General features: G+C 47.3%; 17 protein-coding genes. 14 read left to right on the plus strand and 3 right to left on the minus strand.

All coding sequences use genetic code 11. The annotated features are described in order from the left end of the window. Positions 1 to 94 precede the first annotated feature (94 nt). Positions 95 to 1,720, plus strand: coding sequence for a PfaD family polyunsaturated fatty acid/polyketide biosynthesis protein (locus AABK40_RS16940; protein WP_338398256.1), 1,626 nt, complete (start codon positions 95 to 97; stop codon positions 1,718 to 1,720). A gap of 248 nt (positions 1,721 to 1,968) precedes the next feature. Here the strand turns inward: AABK40_RS16940 and AABK40_RS16945 are convergent, their stop codons facing one another. Both AABK40_RS16945 and AABK40_RS16950 read right to left on the minus strand, forming a co-directional pair. Continuing rightward, positions 1,969 to 3,699 (minus strand): RluA family pseudouridine synthase, encoded by a 1,731-nt coding sequence (locus AABK40_RS16945; RefSeq protein WP_338398257.1) that lies wholly within the window; start codon positions 3,697 to 3,699, stop codon positions 1,969 to 1,971. A gap of 25 nt (positions 3,700 to 3,724) precedes the next feature. Next, a complete protein-coding gene (locus AABK40_RS16950) occupies positions 3,725 to 3,856 on the minus strand; it encodes a hypothetical protein (RefSeq protein ID WP_338398258.1) in 132 nt (43 codons plus the stop codon). A 316-nt stretch (positions 3,857 to 4,172) separates the two neighbouring features. Between AABK40_RS16950 and AABK40_RS16955 the strand changes: the two genes are divergently transcribed. The 10 genes from AABK40_RS16955 to AABK40_RS17000 all read left to right on the plus strand — a co-directional run bounded on the left by AABK40_RS16955 (position 4,173) and on the right by AABK40_RS17000 (position 21,195). Further along, the gene (locus tag AABK40_RS16955) at positions 4,173 to 5,195 is read left to right on the plus strand and encodes an aldose epimerase family protein (protein WP_338398259.1); all 1,023 of its coding nucleotides are present in this window, start codon (positions 4,173 to 4,175) and stop codon (positions 5,193 to 5,195) included. Positions 5,196 to 5,505: 310 nt separating this feature from the next. Continuing rightward, positions 5,506 to 5,802, plus strand: coding sequence for a putative quinol monooxygenase (locus tag AABK40_RS16960; RefSeq protein ID WP_332921924.1), 297 nt, complete (start codon positions 5,506 to 5,508; stop codon positions 5,800 to 5,802). A gap of 309 nt (positions 5,803 to 6,111) precedes the next feature. Continuing rightward, the gene (locus tag AABK40_RS16965) at positions 6,112 to 6,849 is read left to right on the plus strand and encodes a GntR family transcriptional regulator (protein ID WP_338398260.1); all 738 of its coding nucleotides are present in this window, start codon (positions 6,112 to 6,114) and stop codon (positions 6,847 to 6,849) included. 180 nt (positions 6,850 to 7,029) lie between these two features. Further along, positions 7,030 to 10,179 (plus strand): GH92 family glycosyl hydrolase, encoded by a 3,150-nt coding sequence (locus AABK40_RS16970; RefSeq protein ID WP_338398261.1) that lies wholly within the window; start codon positions 7,030 to 7,032, stop codon positions 10,177 to 10,179. A gap of 417 nt (positions 10,180 to 10,596) precedes the next feature. Beyond that, positions 10,597 to 11,928 (plus strand): GH36-type glycosyl hydrolase domain-containing protein, encoded by a 1,332-nt coding sequence (locus AABK40_RS16975; protein ID WP_338398262.1) that lies wholly within the window; start codon positions 10,597 to 10,599, stop codon positions 11,926 to 11,928. 7 nt (positions 11,929 to 11,935) lie between these two features. Next, positions 11,936 to 13,108: an MFS transporter gene (locus AABK40_RS16980; RefSeq protein ID WP_338398263.1), complete on the plus strand. Its 1,173-nt coding sequence runs from the start codon at positions 11,936 to 11,938 to the stop codon at positions 13,106 to 13,108. Positions 13,109 to 13,290: 182 nt separating this feature from the next. Further along, positions 13,291 to 15,645, plus strand: a complete 2,355-nt coding sequence (locus AABK40_RS16985) for a GH92 family glycosyl hydrolase (RefSeq protein WP_338398264.1) — start codon at positions 13,291 to 13,293, stop codon at positions 15,643 to 15,645. 266 nt (positions 15,646 to 15,911) lie between these two features. After that, entirely contained in the window at positions 15,912 to 16,349 is a 438-nt protein-coding gene (locus tag AABK40_RS16990; RefSeq protein WP_332921930.1) for a GNAT family N-acetyltransferase, read from the plus strand. A 73-nt stretch (positions 16,350 to 16,422) separates the two neighbouring features. Beyond that, on the plus strand, positions 16,423 to 18,147 hold the full coding sequence (locus AABK40_RS16995) for an FAD/NAD(P)-binding protein (protein WP_338398265.1): 1,725 nt from the start codon (positions 16,423 to 16,425) through the stop codon (positions 18,145 to 18,147). Between the two features lie 159 nt (positions 18,148 to 18,306). Next, positions 18,307 to 21,195, plus strand: a complete 2,889-nt coding sequence (locus AABK40_RS17000) for an endo-1,4-beta-xylanase (protein ID WP_338398266.1) — start codon at positions 18,307 to 18,309, stop codon at positions 21,193 to 21,195. Positions 21,196 to 21,684: 489 nt separating this feature from the next. On the opposite strand, the gene AABK40_RS17005 is transcribed toward AABK40_RS17000, so the two are convergent. After that, a complete protein-coding gene (locus tag AABK40_RS17005) occupies positions 21,685 to 22,290 on the minus strand; it encodes a hypothetical protein (RefSeq protein ID WP_332921391.1) in 606 nt (201 codons plus the stop codon). A gap of 230 nt (positions 22,291 to 22,520) precedes the next feature. On the opposite strand from AABK40_RS17005, the gene AABK40_RS17010 reads away from it, so the two are divergent. The 3 genes from AABK40_RS17010 (at position 22,521) to AABK40_RS17020 (ending at position 24,319) form a co-directional block, all read left to right on the plus strand. Beyond that, on the plus strand, positions 22,521 to 22,940 hold the full coding sequence (locus AABK40_RS17010; protein WP_338398267.1) for a MarR family winged helix-turn-helix transcriptional regulator: 420 nt from the start codon (positions 22,521 to 22,523) through the stop codon (positions 22,938 to 22,940). A 158-nt stretch (positions 22,941 to 23,098) separates the two neighbouring features. After that, complete coding sequence (locus AABK40_RS17015; protein ID WP_338398268.1) at positions 23,099 to 23,659, plus strand: NAD(P)H-dependent oxidoreductase; 561 nt, start codon at positions 23,099 to 23,101, stop codon at positions 23,657 to 23,659. 63 nt (positions 23,660 to 23,722) lie between these two features. Further along, a complete protein-coding gene (locus AABK40_RS17020; RefSeq protein WP_338398269.1) occupies positions 23,723 to 24,319 on the plus strand; it encodes a short chain dehydrogenase in 597 nt (198 codons plus the stop codon). The last annotated feature ends 83 nt before the right edge of the window (positions 24,320 to 24,402 follow it).

Genomic DNA, 24,402 nt, shown 5'->3' on the forward strand with positions numbered 1-24,402 from the left:
TCCCACATTAGTTCAAGCGTCCCGCTTGGACTAATGTCTTCATTAAAGGTTGATCCAAGCGAGATGCTTGACCAAAAAATAACAGCATATAACAATGATAACAATAACAAAAACGGCCATGCGTTCTGCATTGCCAACGACAAACAATAAATGGTTCGGAAGTAACGACAGGCTGTCGTTTTCGGAGGCGGATATACGACGCACTTTGCAGGAATGCACCGAGGCGGTGTACATCGTTCGGAATACGGAAGGTGAAGTAGGCCTTGCCTGTGGTATGGGCACGGATAACCCTGCGGACTTGCAGACCTTGGAACTTTTGGGCATGCTTCCGGCAGTGGATGCCCGACAACTGGGCGATGCAAACTTCCGGAAAACTTATGGCTTGTCCTATAACTATATGGGCGGTGCCATGGCCAATGGTATCTCTTCGGAGGATTTGGTGATTGCTTTTGGCAAGGCGGGCATGCTGTGTTCTTTTGGTGCAGGCGGTTTGGTTCCTGCGCGCATCGAGCAGGCGATTGACAAGATTCAGGCGGCACTTCCTGAAGGCCCATATGCTTTTAACCTGATCCACAGCCCGAACGAGGAGGCTTTGGAACGGGAGGCTTGCGAGTTGTTTTTGCGCAAGGGCGTCAAGGTGATTGAGGCTTCGGCTTTTATGGATTTAACAGCGCATGTGGTGCGTTTCCGGGCGGCGGGCTTATCAAGAAATGTAGATGGTTCGGTGAAGGTGGGCAACAGGATTATTGCCAAAATTTCCCGACTTGAAGTGGCGGAGAAATTCATGCGTCCGGCACCGGTGGCAATTTTGGAAAAGCTGGTGGCTGCAGGTCATATTTCAGCCGAGCAGGCAAGTTTAGCACAGCAATTGCCGGTGGCGGATGATATTACCGTTGAGGCGGATTCTGGTGGGCATACGGACAACCGTTCGCTGGTTTGCCTTTTGCCCTCTATTTTGAATTTGAGAAATCAGTTGCAGCAGGAGTTGCAATATCCTGTGGCTGTACGTGTTGGTGCAGGTGGAGGGATTTCTACGCCAGAATCTACGCTGGGTGCTTTCTCGATGGGTGCCGATTATGTGGTAACCGGTTCCATTAACCAGGCTTGTCTGGAGTCGGGCTCTTCGGATTATGTTCGAAAAGTGTTGGCCAATGCTGGTATGGCGGACATCATGATGGCGCCGGCTTCGGATATGTTCGAGCTGGGCGTAAAATTACAGGTGCTGAAAAAAGGAACACTGTTCGGTATGCGTGCGCAGAAGCTTTATGACTTCTATCAGCAATATAATGGCATTGATGAGATTCCTGCCAAGGATCGTGCGGTGCTGGAAAAAACGGTTTTCAAAGATACCCTTGAAAATATCTGGCAGTCATGTGTGTCCTTTTTTGAAGCACGGGACCCCGAGCAAATTATCCGTGCGAAGGGCAATCCTAAGCGTAAGATGGCTTTGATCTTCCGTTGGTATCTCGGCTTATCGTCGAGTTGGGCAAACAGCGGTGCACAGGGTCGTGAGATGGATTACCAGATATGGTGCGGACCAGCAATGGGCGCCTTCAACGACTGGGTGAAAGGCTCGGAGCTGGAGCAATGGCAGAACAGAAAAGCGGACCGTGTAGCGCTTGCTTTGCTGAATGGCGCGACTTATTTGCAGCGTATTCAGTTGCTGAAGATATTTGGCGTGGAGGTTTGCAGCGATTTGCGTCAGGCAAGTGTGCGGTAGTTTTTAGGCGGAAAAAATGATCATCGAGTGCTTGTGATTGGCGATTGGCGAATATTTTCGATCAGTCAGCAATCACAAGCTGCGGATGGTTATCCAGTATATTTTATTTAAATCATTGTTGTGAACAATCATCAAGGTCGTTCCTGCAACAACCTGTGGCATTCATTTGAAAGTCAAACTCAACCTGCATTCGCAGGTTTTTGTCTGTTGGGCCAAAAATTCCTCCTTTCAATATTGGCAACGCTCCGCTATTCTTTTTTGCTGAAATCAGCAGGAATATGAAAAGTCATGGGCTCTTTACGCACCGGGTGAACGATCTCGAGCATTTCCGCATGCAGGTGCAATCGGTGCGCTCGCTGTCCATAAAGATCATCCCCCACAATTGGGCAGTTCAGCCCGTCGGCATGTGAAGCGTGCATCCGCAGTTGGTGCGTCCGCCCGGTAATCGGATGGAAATGAACCTTCGTCTGCCCGTTCTTTCGCCAAATTACCTCGAAATGGGTTCGGGCATGTTTACCATGCTCAAAGCACACCATCTGATTGGGGCGATTGTCCAGATCGACACGCAGCGGCAAATCGATATAGCCATCGGTTTTTTTAACATACCCCTCCAAAATCGCAGTGTATCTTTTATTGACCGTTCTTTTGATGAACTGCATTTGCAAATGTTTGTAGGCGGCGTCATTTTTGGCCACCACCATCACGCCCGAAGTGTCCATGTCAAGCCGGTGCACAATCATGGGGCCGGTGGCGTCAGGGCATTGCTGCTTTACCCGTTCCTGTATGGAATCAGAAATTTCTTTGCCGGGTACAGAAAGAAAACCAGAAGGCTTATTGACCACCACAATGTCATCATCCTCATAAATCAGCTTGATTTTTTCAGGGTTTATCATTCGTCCGTGCATGGGGTTGGGCTCAATGTCAAGCCCCTGGAGCATATGCTCAAAAATTGGCTTGCACTTTCCCCGACAGGCCGGATAATAGCGCAAGTGTTTTCTGATGACCGTTTTTGGGGAAGTGCCATACCAGAATTCAGCCATGCAAATGGGCTTCAGCTGACGGGCAAAGGCATATTGCAAAAGGCGTGGGCCTGCACAGTCTCCCGCACCTGCAGGAGGAAGTTCTTCCCCGAAAATTTCACGGACGCTCTTGCGCTCCCCACGGATATTTAAAAAGTTGTAGCAATCGAATATCTGTTGCTGAATTTTGTTCGACCGCTCCCGACGCTCCTCCTTCAAGTTTTTGATGGCGGAGGAAAGTTGTTGAAGCTGCTCCTGTGCAATGGCAACTTTCCGCTTTTCCTCCTTTATGGCGCCTTTCATCCAACGGCGGTCGTGCTGACTTGCAAAACTGAAGCGGTTTAAAAGGGCCTCAAAATCCTCAGGCGAAAGCCGCTCGGCAGCGGCGGTGCGCTCAAGGGCTCTTTGTGCTTTTCGTGCCTTCACTTCCTGTTTGATCGCCTCAATCTTCAGTTCCGATTCCTCACGGGTACGCACAGCCCTGACCTTCGCCTGCTGATATTCCTCCGACTGTTCGAAGGCCTCCACCTTTCGGTTGATTTTATTGATTTCCTCCTCGCCAATTTTGAAAAAACCTTCGGGGTCAAAGCGGTCGTAGAGCGTAGGGACAAACCCCTGCCAGTCATTTTTTCCGCCAATGGCGCCAGAAAATGCCGTCAGGTAGCCCTTTTCTCCTGTGGGCGTTTCCACGATCAGCACCCCAAACATTTTCCCGATATGTCCGCCTGTTCTGTTCAGCGAAAGCTCTTCAGCCCATTCCGATTTTTGAGCAAGGTATTGCTGTAATTCTTCGGCCACCGCCACGGATGCAGCATGCGGGGTGTAGTTGAACGGGTAAGTGAACTGCGCAGGCAGCTGGGCAATGTCGATGCCTGCGGGAAGGGGGTGCAAAATGCTGTTGTAGGAAATCGGAGGTACGCTCATAAAATTCTTCAATAAAACAGATACAGGATCAGCCAAAACCCTGCCTTTTTTTGTTGCGAAGCTAAGGTTTGTGCCGCAATATTCCTTCTAATTTGTAGCCTTCTTTCTTGCTGAAGGTGTCGCGGGCTGATCTGTTGGTGGTGGTGAGGGCTCTTTTAGTGGGCTTAACAATAATCATTCTGAATAAAATCATAAAATGAACAGGCTATTGCAAAAGGAACAGATGCTTGTTACCTTTAAAAGCCACACTGAATGAGAGTGAAAGGGGATTTTTTGAGATCGATAAGCTGATTTTTTTTGCGGATAACCGCTTTTTATCGATTGATTTTTGGTGTTGAAGGCCCTGTAATAAAGCAGGGGAAATGGCTTTAGCGTGGTTGTAATTTTTGTTATCACATAAGAGCGTTTTTTTATACACGCTGATTAAAGCTACAGTTAATGTAGCCCAAAGTGTTCGGGACTTGCTTTGGCAGTACCTTATTTTTCACACGGGAAAGGAGAGTATTTTTATGAGTATTCAATCAAGTGATTTTGGAATTACTTCTGAAGGACAAAAGGTAAGCGCTTTTGTAATGACCAACCGCCATAATATGGAAGTGGAACTACTGACTTATGGTGCGATTATCAGGAGTATTAACCTGCCGATGGGCAATGGCGATTTTAAGAATGTGGTTTTGCAATATGAAACCCTGGCCGATTATGAGGCAGATCCATTTTATGTGGGTGCGCTGGTGGGCAGGGTAGCCAACAGGGTGGCTAATGGAACCTTTACCCTCAATGGCAAGCAATATCAGGTGGCGAAAAATGCTGGAAACCACCATTTGCACGGCGGACGCCGCGGATTCAACCGCAAAGTATGGCAAACGGAAGTGCTGGACGAGCAAACCATCAGGATGCGGGCAACCGCAGCAGACGGGGAGGAAGGTTACCCTGGAGCGCTTCAAATTTCTGTTACCTATCAGCTTACGGATGAAAATCAGCTGAAAATCAATTATCAGGCAAGCAGTTCTGAAGATACCCCACTGAACCTGACTAATCACAGTTATTTTAACCTTGAAGGCACAGAAAGTAAGGATTGCCTGTTGCATGAGATGAAGTTTCATGCTTCGCAATTCACTCCCACCGATGAGTATTCTATTCCTATTGGAGAAAGGGCGCTGGTGGCGGACAGCCCTTTTGATTTCAGCTATTTCAAACAGATTGGGGAAGAAATTAATGCCAACGACCCGCAGCTGAAAAGTGCACGGGGCTATGACCATAATTTTGTGGTCAATAATTACCGAAGGATTACAGGGCTGGTTGCTGAAGCGAAATCTTCGGCCACCAATGTGCAGCTGAAAGTATATTCTGACCAACCCTGTTTTCAGTTTTATGTCGGCAATTACCTCGAAGGTGCTTTTAATCAAAGACAGGGCTTTTGCATAGAAACACAAAACTACCCCGATGCCATCAATCAGGTGAACTTCCCTTCAGGAATCCTGAAAAAAGGGGAAGAGTTTAATAGTGAAACCATTTTTGATTTCAGTTTTTAAAAACGATTAGTCGTGTAGAATTAGACTTTTGTTCAGTTCTAATTTGTTGCCCGTGCTTTTTTTGAAGTGCGGGCCTTTTTATTTTGACTAAAAATAAACCGCCCTGAGGTGCTTCAATCAGTGTTTTTTATCGTGATGATCGGCTATTGTTGAACATTTTTTTATACTATCCATTTGGATAGATATTGGAGCATAACTTAGCTATACTTAGTTTTGCAACTGTAAAAAGTAAAGTACTAAAGAATAATCTTGTTCATTCCGTGTTTTATTGAAGCAGCGGGATGGGCAGGGGTTACAAACAAAAACTAAAATGTCTAACAGAAAATTAACAATCGTCGCAAAAATTTTAGCTGAACCTACACAAGTAGCATTGGTGAAATCAGAATTATTAAAACTGATTGATGTTACCCGCGCAGAAGCAGGCTGTATCAGTTATGATTTGCATCAGGACAATGAAAACCCCAACCTGTTTTTGTTTTTCGAAAACTGGGAAAACCGCGAACTATGGCAGGAGCATATGGGTAATCAGCACCTGAAAGATTATATGGCGGCGACCGAAGGTGCAGTCGCTGAATTCACGATTCACGAGATGAGCCATATCGCCTGATAAAAAGGCGCATTTGTTTGATGAATTTATTGAATAGAGCACCTCATGAATGGCAGTTTTGATGCCTTCTTCATGGGGTGTTTTTTTGTGCTCAAGCGTTTTTTACAGCAGCATTGTAAAGCATCATCCGCTCATTTTTATGCTTTCGGAAATATCCCGATACGTCAAATATTACTCAAGTTCGCAGAATTTGCTGTAGCGGGGGTTTAATTGTTGTCAAGTTCAAGATCTTTAACCAACTTGCCATTATCATTAAACAAGGAATCAATAATTTTTATAAATATTGATATTCCAATATATAAGTGTCGTATGTCAAAGTTTAAAATTGATCATCAATCCGCTACGCCAATCTATCAGCAATTATCCCAGTATTTGCGCGAACTGATGCTGCAGGAGCAGTATCAGCAGGGGGCGCTATTGCCTAAAGAAGTGGATTTGGCGGAACAGTTGGAGATTTCCAGAAATACCGTCCGTCAGGCGATCAATCAGCTCGTCGTGGAGGGGCTTCTGGTGCGGAAGAAGGGCGTCGGGACCTCCGTGGTGCAGGGGCAGGGGGCAGTGATGACCAAGCTGAAGGAATGGCACAGCTTTACCCATGAAATGAATGAGGCGGGCAGGCTCCTGAACAATCGTTCGCTTGAAATCGACTGGGTCAGTGCACCGGAAGAATGTGCGGCTTTTTTCCAGTTGGAACGGGGGGCGTCGGTATTGTGCCTGAAGCGGCTTCGGGAAATTGAAGGGCGGTGCCTGGTTTATTTTGAGTCGTATTTTCATCCGGCACTGGGGCTAACGGGGCAGGAGGATTTTAACCGCTCTTTGTATGAAATTTTGGAGCAGGACCTGGGGATTGTTCCGGCGATTTCCGCAGAGCGGATTCAGGCAGTGCTGGCCACCAAAGCGTTGGCAGCGCAATTGGACATCCCGAGAAAAGGGGCGGTGTTAAAACGTGTTCGGCAGGTGAAAGATCGACACGGAGCGCCGATTGAATATAATGTGGGCTATTATCAGGGGAATGCTTTTGTGTATGAGATTGATATTCATAGATAGGGGACTATGTTCTTAAGGCGAGAGATTGGGCCTAAATCAATATCGCTCAAATAATATCCCAAAGTATGTTATTTGTTTCTAAAAACGATTATTTGATGCTTTAGTGCCCTTCAGTATGTCCATACATATAGGAATTCCTTATATTTGATCATTATAAGGGGTATTCAAATTTTTTGAGTTATGAACATATATCAACGCTGGTTTTTGGGCTGTTTGTGCAGCCTGTTTTTTTCACTCAATGCCTTCGGACAGGAAATTTGGTCGGTAGGTAAAAAGGATGGTCAGGCCACAGATTTTGCGCTGTGGAAGGAAGGTTATCAGGCTTTTCTTTCGCATGACTTTGGCTGGGAGGATAAATATTTTCTGGTTGGGGTGTCCAAGCCTGCCACGGATTTTCCTTTCATTTTACCTGGCCCTGCCGACGCCTGGGGTGGCACCAGTGGCACGGCCGGCATTCGGTCCCATTTTCTTAATTTTCTTTTTGATGTCAAGGCCAAGCCTCTTGATGGAGATTACCGGCTGTTGATTGATCTTCTCGACACGCCATCGGAAAATGCACCGGAACTGAAGGTGACCGTCAATGGGCATATCCAAAAAGTAATGCTTGCCAACGGTGGAGGCGATGCCGCACTCAAGGGCGACCTGTCGGCAGCCAAAGCTCAGCAAATTGTGGTGGAAGTGCCCAATGCCTGGATTCAGCAGGGAGGAAATGCCATACAGCTCACCACGCTTCAGGGCTCCTGGCTGATGTTTGACCATGTTGGTTTGCAAGGGCCTGCAACAGCACTGGAGCAACCGAAAAAAGCTTACCTTCGATCTGCAAAAGCTGCCAGCTATACGCTCCGTAACGGCAACCAATCATATCAGCCTTTATTATTGGATTTAGAGCATATTTCTTCGCATCCTGATTTAGTAGTTAAATTGGATAATAAGAACATTTTAAGCAAGAAAATAGAACAGGGGCGTTACCTGCTCGAAGCGCCTATGCCTGCGGTCAGTCAGCCTACCGAAAGTCAGTATGAACTTTATCTCGACGGAAAATTATGGAAAGCTGGAACCGTAATGCGAAAGCCGCAGCCAATAGCAGGCCCTGCGCATTATGTTGATACACAGCTCGGGAGTGCACACAGCAGATGGATGATTGCCCCTGGCCCATGGATGCCATTTTCGATGGTTAAATTGAGTCCTGATAATCAGAATTACGGCTGGCAGGCAGGTTATGACCCGACCATTGAAAGCATCGGCTGTTTCAGCCATTTGCACGAGTGGACGGTTTCGGGCCTGGGCATGATGCCGACACAGGGCGCATTGCAAATTCAGACAGGCGATGAGCATTTGCCTGACAGTGGATACCGGTCGAGGTTTGATAAGCAGTCGGAAAAATCCGGCATCGGACTTTACAGCGTCCACCTGACGGATCATGACATTCAGGCGGAACTGACCTCCACGACAAGGGCGGGCTTTCAGCGTTATACTTTCAATAAAGGAAAGACGGGCCGGGTGATGATTGATCTTCAGATTCCGACGGAATATTGGTATAATCTGGAAGATTTTGAGCTTAGAAAAATGGATGACTATACCATTGAAGGTTACAGTGATCAGAAGACTCCCAATACTTGGGCCGGCGGTATCGACCAAGAATATAAAGTTCATTTTGTCCTGAAATTTGATCAGCCAATAAAGCATTTCGGCACGTGGAAAAACGATGTGGTTTCAAAAAACAGTCAGGAGGTGAAAGGGAGGAATGTGGCCGATGCCGGTGCGTATGTTACCTTCGACCTTCGGAAATCGCGTGTGGTACAGGTGAAAAGTGGGATATCTTTTGTTTCTATTGACAACGCCCGTGAGAATTTAGCCAAAGAAATTGATCAGCCCTTCGGATGGGATTTTGACGCCGTGGTTGAGCATCAGCATCAGGTATGGAACGACTTGCTTTCAAGGGTGAACATCAGCAGCGATGATGCCCGCGAAAAGATGCGCTTTTATTCCAGTATGTACCGCTCTTTCTGCGAGCGAAATACTTTCTCGGATGTGAACGGGCAATGGCGCGATGCCTCGGAGCGGGTACAAACTTTGGAGCGTCCTGATGATCTTGCCTTGGGTTGCGATGCTTTCTGGAACACCTTCTGGAACCTCAATCAGGTATGGAACCTTGTTGCTCCGGAATGGTCGAACCGATGGGTGCGTTCGCAGCTGGCGATGTACAAAACAGACGGATGGCTGGCCAAAGGGCCCGCAGGAATGGAGTATATTCCGGTGATGGTGGCAGAGCATGAAATTCCGATGATGATTGGCGCCTATCAGATGGGGATCCGTGATTATGATCCGGAACTGATGTTTGAAGCCGTGAAGAAAATGCAGGAGACCCCAGCGCAACAGGTGGGTGGTGGTTTTGCGGGTAACCGTGATTTGGAAACTTATCTAAAACACCATTATGTGCCTTATGACGAAGGGCGTTTTTCCAACTCACTGGAATATTCTTTTGACGATTGGACCGTTGGGCAGTTTGCCAAATCTTTGGGGAAAATGGCAGATTATGAGCGCTATAATGACCGGGGCTACTGGTGGAAAAATGTGATTGATCCTGCGACAGGTTTCGCTCGTATGCGTGATGCGGAGGGCAATTGGAAAACGGATTTTGACCCTTTCAAAAGTGGTGCAAATCATCATTATGTAGAGGGGAATGCCTGGCAGCTGACCTTTTTTGTGCCGCAGGATGTGCCCGCACTGGCAGAGATGATCGGCAAGAAGGAGTTTGTTAAAAGGCTGAACTGGGGTTTTGAGGAGAGTGAAAAATGGCGATACAATGCCCCTAATGATTTGTACTGGGATTATCCGGTGATTCAGGGTAATCAGCAGTCGATGCACTTTGCGTGGTTGTTCAATTATGTCGGACGCCCCTGGGAGACACAACGTTGGAGCCGATCAATCATGGACAGATATTATGGTTTTGAGCCAGCAAATGCCTACCTTGGAGATGAGGATCAGGGGCAGATGTCCGCGTGGTTTGTGATGAACGCTATTGGTTTGTTTCAAATTGACGGTGGTACGCAAACAGCACCTGTTTATGAAATTGGCTCACCACTTTTTGAGGAAGTAACCATTGACCTTGGCGAGCAATTCGGCAGGGGGAAATCTTTCACGATCAAGGCCCATAATACGTCAAGAATCAATAAATATGTGCAGTCGGCAAAGCTCAACGGGCAGCCACTGGATACTTTTTTCTTTTCCGCAGAAAGCTTGCTTCAAGGAGGAACGCTGGAGCTGGAAATGGGGCCGAAGCCAAATAAAAAATGGGGATTGGGGCTCCCTGAACGATTAACGAAATAATTTTTAACCCCAACAAAGCACTTGGTCAGATGGCGTTGGTGTAATTACTGCTTTTAACAGAAAGCGATCTGATGCCAAAAAAAGTGGCTGGTGATCGGGGATGGGAGTACAAAATGCTACCCTTCAGGAGGCAGGGATCCCCCGTCAGATTTAACAAGTTATTTATGACCGAGTACTTACAATGGTGAGTGGATCAAGCAGTTTTTTTGGCTGTTGTGCCTTGCAATCAGAATGATTTGCAGCCAAATGATTTACAGCCACTGACCACCAGATTATGGAATGCGCTGAATGTAAAATCAGCGTCAATTTTTAACCTTTATATGGGTTGTTGCTTCCGGCAGAGCGAGAGATATTTTTCTGCACCTCATTGGTGTTGCCGAAAGCTGGGGGAACCGTCCGTATTTTTTAATGAGATGAATGATGAAGAAAACACTGGTATATATTTCATTGGCGATGAGCCTTATGGCTTGCCAAAAAAGCGAACAACAATCACAGGATAAAAGTCAGCTATCGAAGGAGATCAAGGAAAATCCCGATTATGATTTTGTGGAGAAAAAGGGGCTGAAAGTCCTCTCTACGGGTTTTAATGCCGGCGATGGCTATGGAGAAGTTTGGGTGCGTGATTTCAACACCTTCATTACCCATTCGCTGAAAGTGATTGATCAGCAGGAGGTCCGCAGGAATCTATTGACATTTTTCCGCATTCAGGGGGACGACGGCAATATTGCCGATGGCTTCGTGATTGTGCCCAAAGGCAAGCCTTACGACAGCCTCTATTACCATACAAAAGCCGGTGTGGAGGGGATTGTTTTCCATAAAAATACGGTGGAAACCGACCAGGAATCTTCTTTGATCCAATCGGTTTATAAGTATATTCAAGCCACTGGGGACCGCAGTATTCTGACTGAGCAAATCGAGGGACAGACCCTCCTTGAGCGCATGGAGTCGGCAGTAAATTTTCTGCTCACATCGCGCTTCAGTGAACAGTATGGCTTGCTCACCGGTGCGACAACTTCCGATTGGGGAGATGTACAGCCTGAGCATGACTGGGGGGTGGAAATCGATGAAAATACCCATTTCAGTATTGATATTTATGACAATGCCATGTTCCTGATTGCCCTGCAGAACCTGTCGGAGATGGAAACGGCTGCGCCAAAAATCGCGCAATGGCAAAAACTGCATCGCCAGATTGCCAAAGCCACCATGGCGCAATTGTGGGATGAAAAAGCACAGAAATTTATTCCGCACCTTTACCTGGATGGTTCTCCTTTCCCGGAGGATTTCAATGAAAATGAAATCTATTATCATGGGGGAACGGCAGTGGCGATTGAGGCCGGACTTTTGACTAAGGAACAGGTACTGGCGGCCTACCACAAGATGCAGGAGAATGTAAAAGCCTCCGGAGCGCCATCGATTGGCCTGACCATGTACCCTACCTATCCTGAGGGCTATTTTAAAAACAAAGGCATGTATCCTTACGGCTACCAAAACGGTGGCGACTGGACGTGGTTTGGTGCCCGGATGGTTATTCAGCTGGTGAAATACGGTTATGTGAACGAGGCAGTGGAAGCGCTTGAGCCTATGGTGAAGCGTGTGAAAGAAAATAATGGTTTTTACGAGTGGTATTCTGTGGATAACAAGCCGTCGGGTTCTGGAACCTTCCGTGGTTCGGCAGGGGTTTTAATGACCGCCATCGATGCGCTGAGATTGTGGGGAGGAGACGAGACACAACATTTTTTAACCAAATAAACCTACTATGAAACTTAAAAAAATTTTACCGCTTTTGGCAGCCTTCCTGGTGATGGGCTTTGTGGACATCGTTGGGGTGTCTGTGGGCTACATCAAGAAGGATTTTCAGCTCTCTGAAAGTGCCGCACAGCTGATTCCCTCGATGGTGTTCATCTGGTTTTTGTTGCTCTCGCTGCCGGCAGGTATTGCGCAACTCAAATGGGGAAAACGCAATGTGCTGCTGTTGGGGATTTTGCTGAATGCGGTGGCCTGTATTCTGCCCATCGCCATGTATGAATACAGCAGTATGCTGGTGGCCTTTGCTGTGCTGGGAGCAGGGAACACCCTGATTCAGGTGTCGGTCAATCCACTGATGATGGAGGTTAATGGGGACGACAAGCTGGCTTCCTGGCTTTCAGCAGGGCAGATTCTCAAATCCGCAGCCTCATTTTGTGGCCCGGTGCTGGTGGCCTTTTTTGCCTTTCAGGCCAATAACTGGCGACTGCTGTTTGCCCTTTATGGGGGCATCTCTTTGCTGGTGAGTTTGTGGCTTCTCACGATCGAAAATAAAGTGCAGTCGTCTGCACAACCCCTGCCGACTTTCGCCTCTTGTTTTGGCTTGCTGAAGTTAAAACCTGTGCGCTTGGCATTCCTCAGTATTTTGCTGTGTGTCGGCCTTGATGTGGGGATGTATGCCAAAATTTCAAGCTTTTTGGTGGAGCACCACAACCAAAGTATGGAAATGGGCAGCCTGATGATCAGCATCTACTTTCTTGCCACAATGGGCGGTCGTTTCCTGACGACCTTTTTGCTGCAGTTTGTCAAGGAACGGGTGTTTTTCCTGACCGCCCTGGTGGTGGCTTTCGCAGGATTTGTCTTGCTCTTTACTGGTCCGTCCGTGATTTTCGCCCAGGTGGGTATCGTGCTGCTGGCTTTGGGTGCGGCACCTATTTTTCCGGTGGTTTTTGCCAAAGTGCTGCGCGAATTTCCTCAGCATGCGGATCCTCTGTCAGGCCTGATGATCATGGCCGTTTCGGGAGGTGCTGTGGTGCCGCCCATCATGGGTTATTTAACAGATACCGTAGGGCACTCCTGGAGTCTGTGTGCGTTATTGTTCTGTATTGCGGTGATATTTTCAATTGCGCTTTTCGATAAAAAGAAGCTTAAAGTTGTCGAAGAAGAATTAGTACATGAAGGTTAATATTGCTATGGTGGCGGCCTGTCATCATCAGGTGGTTCGCCTGCATGGGCGTGTTGATCAACCGCTGTAATATCAATCTTCCTCGGGTCATCATTGTGATGACTTCAAATATTTATTGATGCCTGTGCCGATGTCTATCATCCGTGCGGGCATCCTATTTTTCCCCATTGTCATTTTTTATTATGAAGAAGCGATTTTTACTTTTTGTTGGGCTTATTATTGGGCTCGTTTACGAAGGGTTTGCTCAGCCGCTGGTCAGTATGGTGAATCCAAATATTGGGGCTTCCCATGCTCGCTGGTTTTTCTATACGCCCGCCGCTGTGCCTTTTGGTATGGCCAAGCCAGCTCCTTCCACCGATGCCTCCTATGGTAATCGATGGGGATGGGAGGCCGTAGGCTATGATAATGAACACCATTCCATCGAAGGATTTTCCTGTTTCCATGAATTTCAGATCGGAGGTATCAGCCTGATGCCCGTTGTGGGGCAGGGGCCGACGGTACCCTCTACCCTTGAGCATCCTGATCAGGGCTATCGTTCTCGCTTTGATAAAAATTCGGAAGTCGCTCAGCCAGGCTATTACCGTGTGGTACTCACGGATGCCCCCATTGAGGCAGAACTGACCGCCACAAAAAGGGTGGCTTTTCAGCGTTTCAATTTCGGCGACGCAACGGATGCACGGCTGATTTTCGATGTAGGCCACCAGCAAGGAGAGTCGGGGAAAGTGATGGATGCTTTTGTGCAACAGATCGACGAAAAGCATGTGCAGGGCTATGTAATTACCGCTCCAGAATATGTCAAGGCGTATCAGCCAGGCGCAACAGTGAAAATGTATTTTTTTGCGGCGCTGGATAAAAAGATTGTTGCTTCGGAGGTTTTCCGTGACGATAAAGTGCTCAGCAGCCCCATGGCTGGTCAAGGCCCTGGAATAGGTATTCGGTTGAATTTTGGCGACCTTCAAGGGGAGGCCCTGACGGCCAAAATAGGCCTCAGTTACACCTCCTGCGCCAATGCTGCCAACAATCTTAAAGTGGAGGCGGATAGCATGAATTTTGAGCAGGCCAGAGTGCAGGCTCAAGCAGACTGGGAGCAGGCGCTGGGAAAAATCACCCTCACGGGTGGTAAAGAGGTTGATCAGCGAAAGTTCTATACGGGTTTGTTTCACGCGTTGCTTGGGCGGGGTTTGAGCAGTGATGCCAATGGGCAGTACCCCAAAAATGACGGCACCGTAGGGCAAATAGCCCTCAATGCACAGGGAACTCCTGCCTACCATCATTATAATACCGATGCCGTTTGGGGGGCATTCTGGAACCTTACCCAATTGTGGTCTTTGGTTTATCCGCAGTATTTTCACGATTTTGTACAAACGCAGCTCGATCATTTTAAGGACAGTGGTTGGCTCTCGGATGGCTTGGCCGCAGGAAAATTTGTCTCGGGAGTGGGCACCAATTTCACGGGGCTTGTGGTCAGTTCAGCCCTTCTGAAAGGTGTGGGCACGTATGATGATTCCCTCGCCTATGCGGCAGTCCGAAAAAATGAACTGGAATGGAGGGAGCGCGTTCCTGGCGCAGGCAAGGCCGATGTGAAGGTGTTTGTGGAAAAAGGCTATGTGCCCCTGAGTTACAACAATAAATATTATTCGGGCTCTGGGGTTGATGGTTCCTCCTTCGGGGCATCGCACACGATGGAATATTCCTTCAGCGCGCATGCTGCAAAAGCACTGGCAGAGAAACTCGGGCACCCGCAGGATGCCAAAACTTTCGAGCGTCTGTCGCATGGCTGGGAACAGCTTTATGATGCTGAAACAGGTATGATCCGCCCAATTTGGACTTCAGGGGAAAAGCTTGAGCCCTTTGATCCTAAAGCGGCCTGGGCGGGATTTCAGGAAGGAAATGCCTTGCAATACACCTTTTATGTGCCTCATGAGCCTGAGCGATTGATTGAAAAAATCGGGCAGGATCAATTTGTCAGCAGGCTGAACAAGCTGCTTGCTGAGGCGGAAAAAGGCGCCTTCTGTGGCCATTTTGAAGGAGAGAAAAGTGCCTTTTCAGGGGTTGAGGCAGGTTATAATCATGGGAATCAGCCAAGCCTGCACATGGCGTACCTGTTCAATAAGGCAGGCGATTTTGCGGATACCCAATACTGGGTTCGGGCAATTTGCAATGGATTTTATGGATATGACCTCATTCACGGTTATGGATATGGGCAGGATGAAGATCAGGGGCAGCTTGGAGCGTGGTATGTTATGGCCTCCATGGGGCTGTTTGACCTTCAGGGCGGCGCCACGGCCGATCCGCAATTTCAGTTGTCGACCCCACTTTTTGATCGGGTGCATATTAGCCTTGACCAAGATTTCTATCCTGGGAAATCGGTGGACATCGTGCTTAAAGGGGCCAAAAGCAAAGGGACCTACCTCAGCAAAGCGCAGTGGAATGGAACGCCAGTACGTGATGGGCAGCTTCCGTGGTTTGAGCTTATTCAGGGGGGGATTTTGGAATTGAAAACCCAAAGCAAGCGCCCTGCACAGCAGCCGTTTTAATATTTTAAGGACTGATTTTAATGATAGTGTATGTTCCATAGTGCTGTAAGCCAAAGGAGTGTACACTATTTTTTTGCGCAAGTGGAGGGGTACGTCGCATCGCTATTGATGAAAAATAATTCAAACCATTTCCAAAAACCGAATTTGCAGGAGGATGCTCGGTTTTTGAATACACTATAGTCAGTTATTTATGTCGAAAATCGAATATTGCAAATCATTGCGCCCGATCATTTGTTAGATTTAATGAAAATCAATTCGTTAGACTTATGACAAAAATTCAGAAAGCAAAGGTGACCGACCTTGAAATGCTGTATCCCTTATTTGCGGAATTGCGTCCGCAGTATGATCTGTTACATTTCAAAGATTTGGTCAAACACCAATTCAAGGAAGGTTATCAGGTGATGTACATTCTTGATGGAAAGAAACCAGTGGCCTTGGTGGGCTTTCGGACGCTGCATCAGTTGGTCAGTGGAAAAACCCTGTTTATCGACGATATGGTTACGGCTCAAAAGCATCGCGGCAAGGGTTACGGGAAGGCGCTGATGATGTGGCTGCAGGGCTTTTGCTTTGAAAATAATTATGACCACATGGCTGTGAATGCTTCTTTCGAGGAAGTGGAAACTCACCGCTTTTGCCTCAATAATGGGCTGAAAATTGAAACCATCCACTTTGGGCGGAAAGTGGCGGAACTGAAGGACGTCTGACCTGCAGATCATTCGTAAATACCCAAAGGAGCACAGGTTAAAATAGTGCTCGATCAATCTTTAATTCAGTTCAATGCAGAAAAAAACACTGGCCATCATCGGCATGGGCCCCCGAGGCTTGTTTGCCCTCGAGCAAATGGTTGAACAACTTCAGCAACAGCTTGATCACGTACAGATATGGCTGTTTGAAACGGGTTCGGCCTGGGGTTGTGGACCCGTATATGCCCCTTCTCAGCCCGCAACGAACTGGATTAATATTGCTGAGCGAACCCTCGAACTGCCAGAACGCCCAGCGACCTCCTGCATGGTGGAGGTGCCTGCTTTTCCCTCCTTTCTTGCGTGGGCCGAACAGTGGGATCAAAAGGAAACAAAGGCCGATGAACAGCCCGATATTTATCCGCCGCGTGCAAAAATTGGGCGGTACCTGCAGGCGCGATTTTACAGCCTGGTATTGCCTTTGGTACAGCGGCAGGCGGTGCGGTTGTTTCAGGCGGAAGTTTGTGGACTCGAATGGCAGCCTGACCATCTGCGGCTCTCGGTGGGTGGGCAGCAACATTATCGTGTGGATGAGGCCCTGCTGACGGTTGGGCATCAGCGTACCGAGCTCGATGAGCAGCTTGAGCGTTGGCAATCGGCGACTTCCCTCCCCACGCATTTAGGGGTGCAGCCTTATCCTGTGTCGGCTTTTCGCGCATGGGATTTCGAAGGAAATGCACCGACAGGTTTGGGGCTGCGCGGATTTGGCCTGGCGATGCTCGATGTGGTCAGGGCTGTGGGCGAGTGGAGTGGCCGTTTCGGGCAAGTTGTTCATGGCCATATGGTGTATGTGCGGAATAAAAATCAGGGCCTGACCATCTTCCCTTTTTCCCTCGACGGGCTTCCGCTATCGGCCAAACCGCTCAATGCCGCTCTCGATAAAACTTATGCACCTTCCCCCCGCATCTTGGAGGCCCTACACGAAGAAGTTGCTCATGGCGCATCGCTGGAGACGGTTGGAAATCTGGATTTTCTTATTCAGCCCATGGCTAAAATTGCGGCGGAAATCTATGTGCAGCATCCTCAGCGGTGGGCGGAGGATCAGCTTTCCGAAACCGCCGTTGCCGCCCTGTTGGGGGAGTGGCTCGAGCACGATCATTTTGAACATCCATTGATCTTAGCCCAGTCCAGAGCCGCTGCTCTGGCACTTGCAGATTTTATGGGCATGGCCAAAGGGGAGCGGTGGATTACCCTGGATTACTGCATGGGACAGGTTTGGCGACATTGCCAGCTGACGCTCTTTCGGGCGTTGTCTTTCACCAAATGCCCACAGGGTATTTTCAATCAGGCGCTGGCTTTACACGAGCGAATGAAACGCTATGCCTATGGCCCGCCTGTTCTTGGGGTAGCACAAATGCTCGCCATGATTTCAGAAGGGATTTTAAACCTGAAATATGTAGAAAATCCACAGGTTGAAGTTGTTACCCAAGGCTGGAAAATGCAAAAAGGAGGCAGTGAGGTCTCATTGAAATATATGGTAAATACCGTACTGGACAGCCCGAATATCGCCAAGGTGGCCACTCCCCTGATCAAGAATTTAAGGTCCGATGAACGGGTAACAAAAGTAGCAGGGGCCTTGGGGTTTCAGGTGAATGAAAATGGTATGCTGACCAATTCAGGTACCGATGAGCCTTTAAAAGTGAGTGTTCTGGGGCGCCTGGCGAAGGGGACGATCATTGGCGTAGATTCTTTGGTGGATTGTTTCGGTCCTCGCACCACCACCTGGGCAAAAGCCTGCGCGGAGCGGCTTTCAAAGCGGTAGGAGGGCGAAAACAGCCCGCTGATGGTGTTCAGCGTTTTGAGATTCTTTTCTGCGATTTGTCCAATTCGTAGTAATCGTCCTGATGTTAAAAGTTTTTTTCACACGAGATTGATCATTTTTATGCTCAAAATCAACCATCACTTTTTATTCTATTTTTTGATGAAAAAACTTTTTCTACTGTTCACTGCCATGGCTTTTTTTCCTTTTTTGGGGATGGCCCAAGATTGGGAGACCGAAGCCAATGAGCGAATAAATCAGCATCGGAAAACAATGCTGACCATCAAGACCCTGAATGTGCCGACCGATGGGGAAACCTCCCTGCGGGTGAAGCTGAAAAAGCATCACTTTCGATGGGGAACCACCGTCAATATCAACCAGGTAAAAAGCCTTGAGGCACGGGGTTATGCCCTGGGTTCAGACCATCCTTATTTCAACCATTTCATGAATTTCAATTCTGTAACGGTAGAAAATACCGGCAAATGGAAGGGCTGGAGAAATGAGGTCAATCGTGCCCTTTACGGACGGGTTCGGGCGTGGTTCATGGAGCGGGGAATCGACAATCGGGGGCATGGGACAATTTGGGAAAGTACCCGATTTAATGCCGTACCCAATGATGTTTTGGCAATGGAAGACCCTGAGGAGATCCGTCAGAGTATTTATGATCATATTGAAGATCAGATGGCCGAACTGCAGCATGAGATTTACGAAATTGACCTGGTCAATGAGCCCGTGAATGAGGTGAAGATTGTCAAGGATCTGCTCAAGCTTTCCGAAGAAGATTACGCAAAAGAGCGTGCAGAATGGTACAAGTTTGCCAGGGAGAAAGCGCCAGATTTGAAGCTGGTCATCAATGAATACAACCTGATTCAGTCGGGCAATGATTTTCACCTGCAGTTTGGGGAGTACCTGAATGCGTATATTGATGCCGGTGGACCTGTGGATGTGATTGGTATGCAGGGGCATTTTTGGTCCAGCATGCCTGCGGCAGAAGAGTTGCTCAAACGCCTTTCAGAGGTGGCGGTTCATGGTATTCCAATGCACGTTACGGAGTTCGATATGAAAGAGAGCTCTTATGAGGAAATGGAGCGGATCATGACGGTTTGTTTTGCGGAACCACTGATGGAGGGCTTTACCATTTGGGGAGCTTGGAGTGGGAATCAATGGCGAAATAATGGGCCTATTTATAAAGCGGACTGGGAACTGAAGGAAAGCGGAAAAGCATACTTCGACCTGGTGCATGACAAGTGGAGTACTGACCTTGCTTTTGAAGATGGCGTGGCAGATGAATATCAATTGCGGGTATTTAAGGGGGATTATGACATTATTTTGGAGCATGAGGGTAAGGTGAAGGTTTACCGCCTGGACGAGGTGATTGATGGTGGGCAGATTACGGTTGACTTTGCCGAAGTGAGTGAGCTGAAGCCAAGCGTGAACTTTTCAAGTGTTCCTGCGGAAAGATATTGTGTGGATACCGACATGACCATCTCGGCCGCTACTGGCGGGGCGACGGCTGCAAAAGTACGGCTGTTTGTGAATGGTTACCTGTACGCTGAAGAGGTGAATACGGCAGATGAAGCCAACTTTTCACCAACGTTCAACTGGCTTGCCCAAAGTGCTGGCGATTATGAATTTCAGTTTGAAGTAGAATCGGCCTCAGGCATTTTGAACCGCTCAGAGGTGCATCAATGTCAGGTGTTGAACAACAATATTGAGAACAGTTTTTCCGTGCCTGCCGAAAAACAGGGGATGCTCCTGACCTCCGAAGAGGTATTTGAAATTGAGCTGGACTGGGCAGCGGTTCACCGTGTGGAAAAATTGAGCGTCTATGACCACGAGGGGAACTTGCTTGAGCCTGCATATGGGGCAAACGAGGCGATTTCTGTCGATCCTGCTGGCCGATTTGGCAATAACCGCTATGTGTTAGTGGGGGAAAATGACTATGGTTGCACCGTCTCGGAACTGTTGCTGTTTACCTTGCTCAAGGAGGGAGAAACGGAAAACCATATTGAGCTTCAGATCCACCATCAAAACCATGATGTGGAGGAGAAATTAACGGGGGGCATTGATATGCTCGGAGATCTTGATATTGGGGAAAATATTGTCGGCCTTTATTTTGAGCATTTCGGCCTGCCGCATGGTGCCGTGGTGGACAGTGCGTTTATTCAGTTTTCGAATGACCGTGATGACCGACCAGGCAGTTCGATCATCAATATTTACGCAGACAATTCCGCAGAACCTGTCGATACGCATCGCAACCCATATTTGAGTAAGCGGCCTGCTACAGAAACGGTCGTTCAGTGGGATATTCCTTACTGGGACAAAGCGCAGGATCGTCTTCCTGAACAGCGAACGCCAAATATTGGGCCGATAATTCAGGAACTGATTGATAACAAAGGGCGCAAACCTTACAGCCCGTTTGTCTTTATCCTGAACCCTGAGGAAGGGGCGGCTAAACGTGCGGCGACCTCTTATGACCTTTTCCCGAGTCGTGCACCTTCATTATCCATTTACTTCCATGTGGTTTCCTTTGAGAACACCTTTGTGCCTCAGAATCTGCGCTATGAACAACTTGCCGAGGATGAGTATAAAATTCAGTGGAACAACATCAGTGATGGGAATTTTACAGGCTATGATTTGTACCTGAATGATGAACAATGGAATGATTCCCTGTTGCAGGTGAATGAGGCTGTGCTGAAAGTGCAGGTATCGGATTACCCTTTAATGCTCACGGCCACCTCCAGTAATATTTATGGGCAATCTTCGGATTTCAGTGAGGTGCTGACCATCGAGGATCCTCGTCCGCCATTGGTGGCTGATGAAAACCTTTTCGGCCTCATTTCCCCCAACCCCGTGCAGGACCAATGTGAGATTCTGCTGGAGGTGCCTGTGGCGTATGTTTTGATGGTTGATGCCATGGGACGTAGCCACAAGCGGACGGTGATGGATCAGCAATTGCAATGCGCTGATTTAAACAGTGGCATTTACCGACTGATGCTTTACAAGGCCGATCATACCTTTATTGGAAAGGTGAATATTCTGAAGCAATAAAAATTTTTAAAGTAAATTTGTGAATGGCGACTGGTGGAATCTTCCGCTGGTCGCCATTTATACCTGAATTTGAAATGCTTATCGCGGTGTTATTCCTGACGACTCCCCTAATAATTTGAATAAACCTAAGGTGAAATCCATAAAATCAGCATTATTGCTACAATCCGTAAATAACGCACACTTTTCTTAAAGGCGTCCTCATCAAAAAGAATAGTAAAGTGTCTTTGGATTTGCGATATCCGATTTACGAAATAAAAAATCTGTGGAAATCTGTGTAATCTGTGGACAATATAAATCCTTGTAATAATTAGGGGTTACACCAATATGATTGCAATTTATCAAACCACATAAAATTTGCTCGTCCCGATTTAACCATGGAATGAATTCCATATCTATTACAAAAAGTCCTTTCAAGACTGGTGTACCGAAGGTGCATTTTGTATTCGCTTCGGGTTTTAACCTGAAGCCCGAGGTTGAACAGTCGGCAATTTAGTTCATTTTTTCTACCGGACGGTCTATTGGAGGGAGGCAGGCAATGGCTTCTTTAAGTCGGAATTTTTGCCCGAAATTCAGGTCCACCATTTTATTCAAACTAAATTCATAAGCCCCATTCCGATAGTGAATGTGCGTTTCTGTGCCGTCAAAATGCTGATGGATCACTTCATTTTTTTGCAGACTGTTCTCAAGGAAAAACAGGTAATTTTCGATAATCAGCTCACGGTCCTCATGTTCACTCAGCAAAATATCCCGAAGGTTAAATTTGGCAGGTTCATGGTGTGAAATATAAAAACTGATCAGCCCTTTTTCATGCTGAGTTTCTATATAACCCAGCGGTGTTGGGCACTGAATATTCAGGTTTTTTAATTGATGGGCATGTTTCCAGCATCGGCTGGCACCTGTTGAAATGGGTGCATTTGAGGACAGTTGGTTATGGCTCGGCCCAAAATAATCGATCCGTAAAGCCAGGCCCCTTTCTTCCATAAAAAAATGCCCTTCATTTGAATTCAAAAGGTTGTGCGCTTCACCATAGGTCGGCAGGCGCTTGAGGAAAGATGAAAATGGAATAAAGGCAGGGTTGAGCTGGATGTTATTCATGAAGGTTATTTTAATGGAATTACTGTAAAATCTAAATAATATTTAATTTTACCATCATCTCGCCTTTAAATTATCGCGCTTTAACTAAAAATGATCGCTTTGTTTTTCTGCAATATGTCTTTACAATTTTTTCATTGTAATATTTTTTCATTTGAATGAAAACAAACCTTTTGGCATGGTAATAGTTGTATGTGCAACTATAAAATCGATCACCTCCTGATAGGGCCGTTATGCATGAAACTTACGATGAACATTGCTTGTATTTTGCCGCCAATACCCTGGCGCGGAAAATTTCCAAATTAGCCGACGAGGCCTTTGTTCCTGTGGGTATTCCAGCTTCTTATGCCTATTTGCTGATCTATATTCAGGGCAATCCTTCGGCTTTACAAAGTGAATTGGCGGATGGCATGCACCTGAAACCTTCCACCATTACCCGCTTTGTGGACAAGCTGGTGAATGCGGATTTGATTGTCCGGAAAAAAGAGGGGCGGGTGGTGACAGTTTCCTTGACCAACAAAGGGGAGGAGGTGATTCCGAAGATCACATCAGCATTAAAAAATCTTCACGATCATTACTGTGAGCTCCTCGGGGAAGCTGCAGCCCTGAAACTCATTCAGGGGGTTTATCAAGCCAATAATAAATTGGAATAATCGGCACCTCAGCCAACATTTGCGCATTTTAGGGATTTATATCAGGGGTGTATCTAAACTTTGACTTTCCAATAGAAAGCCGTCAGATTTTCATCAGGAATATCTGATTTTAAACACCTTCCAATACTTGTATATACAAATAAAAAACAATAAATATTATGGGACAGCTATTAGTTATTCTTGCGCATCCGTCGATTTCGGATTCCATTGCCAACAAAACTATCGTGGAGGGGATTCAGCAAAAATACCCTTCGGCAGAAGTGCGCGACCTTACGGCACTTTATCCGGATTTCAAGATTGATGTGGCCGCTGAACAGCAAGCCCTGAAATCGGCAGACACGGTCATTTTCCAGTATCCATTTTTCTGGTACAATATGCCAGGTATTCTGAAGCACTGGTGTGATGAAGTGCTGACGTTCAACTTTGCTTATGGCCCAGAGGGAGATCAGCTGAAAGGGAAAAACTTCATGGCAAGTTTTACCATTGGTGGCCCACAGGATGCTTACAAAGCTACGGGTTATAATCATTTCCGCATTGAGGAATTTATGAAACCCATAGAGCAGACCGCCCACCTGACGCAGATGAACTATTTCGACCCTGTTTATACACATGGGATGGTCTATATCGAGGGAGTATATAATACGGTGGAAGGTGTAACCGAAAGGGCACAGGCGCATCTGGATCGGCTGTTTCAGCAGCTTGATAACATTCAGGGCTAAAAGGGGATTATTAGTGAAAGATGGAAAACGGGGTTTTTCAGACCATAAATAAATAACAAAACAATGAAAGTGATTTTGGTAGGTTCCACAGGAACACTGGGAAAGAAAGTTTTGCAGCAGCTTGAAAGTGCAGGTCATCGGGTTTTAACGGTGAACCGAAGCAGTGGTGATGCGCAGCTGGATATGCAATCGGCAGAAGCCGTGGAGGCCTTTTTTAAGAAGGTGGGTGCTTTTGATGCCCTGATTGCCACCAGTGGCACCGCAAAATGGGGCAACATTGGGGCGCTTTCTGGTCAGGATTATATGCTCGGATTACAGAGTAAACTGATGGGGCAGGTCAATTTGGTGCATATTGGTCGGAAATACGCGGCAGAGAAGGCGGTTTTTGTCCTTACCTCTGGGGTGTTGGCACAATATCCGATGGAGGGCAGCAGCTCTCTGACGATGATTAACAGCGCCATTGAAGGATATGCGAGGGCGGTAAGCCTGGAACTCGATCAGCAGAAAATACAGGTGGTGAGCCCTGGCTGGGTGAAGGAAACCATGGAGATGATGGGCATGGACAGTTCGGAGGGAACAGCTGCGAGCGAGGTGGCGACCTATTATCTGAAAGCCTTAACGGTGGAGGAATCTGGAACGGTTTTACAGGTGGTCGGCTAAAGATACGATTCGGCTATTGATCAAAAAAAGAGGCTGCCCTGACGAAAGGGCAGCCTCTTTTGGTATCATTGATATGGCGGCAG

The organism is Persicobacter psychrovividus, assembly GCF_036492425.1.
In the GTDB taxonomy this organism is placed as follows: Bacteria; Bacteroidota; Bacteroidia; order Cytophagales; family Cyclobacteriaceae; genus Persicobacter; species Persicobacter psychrovividus.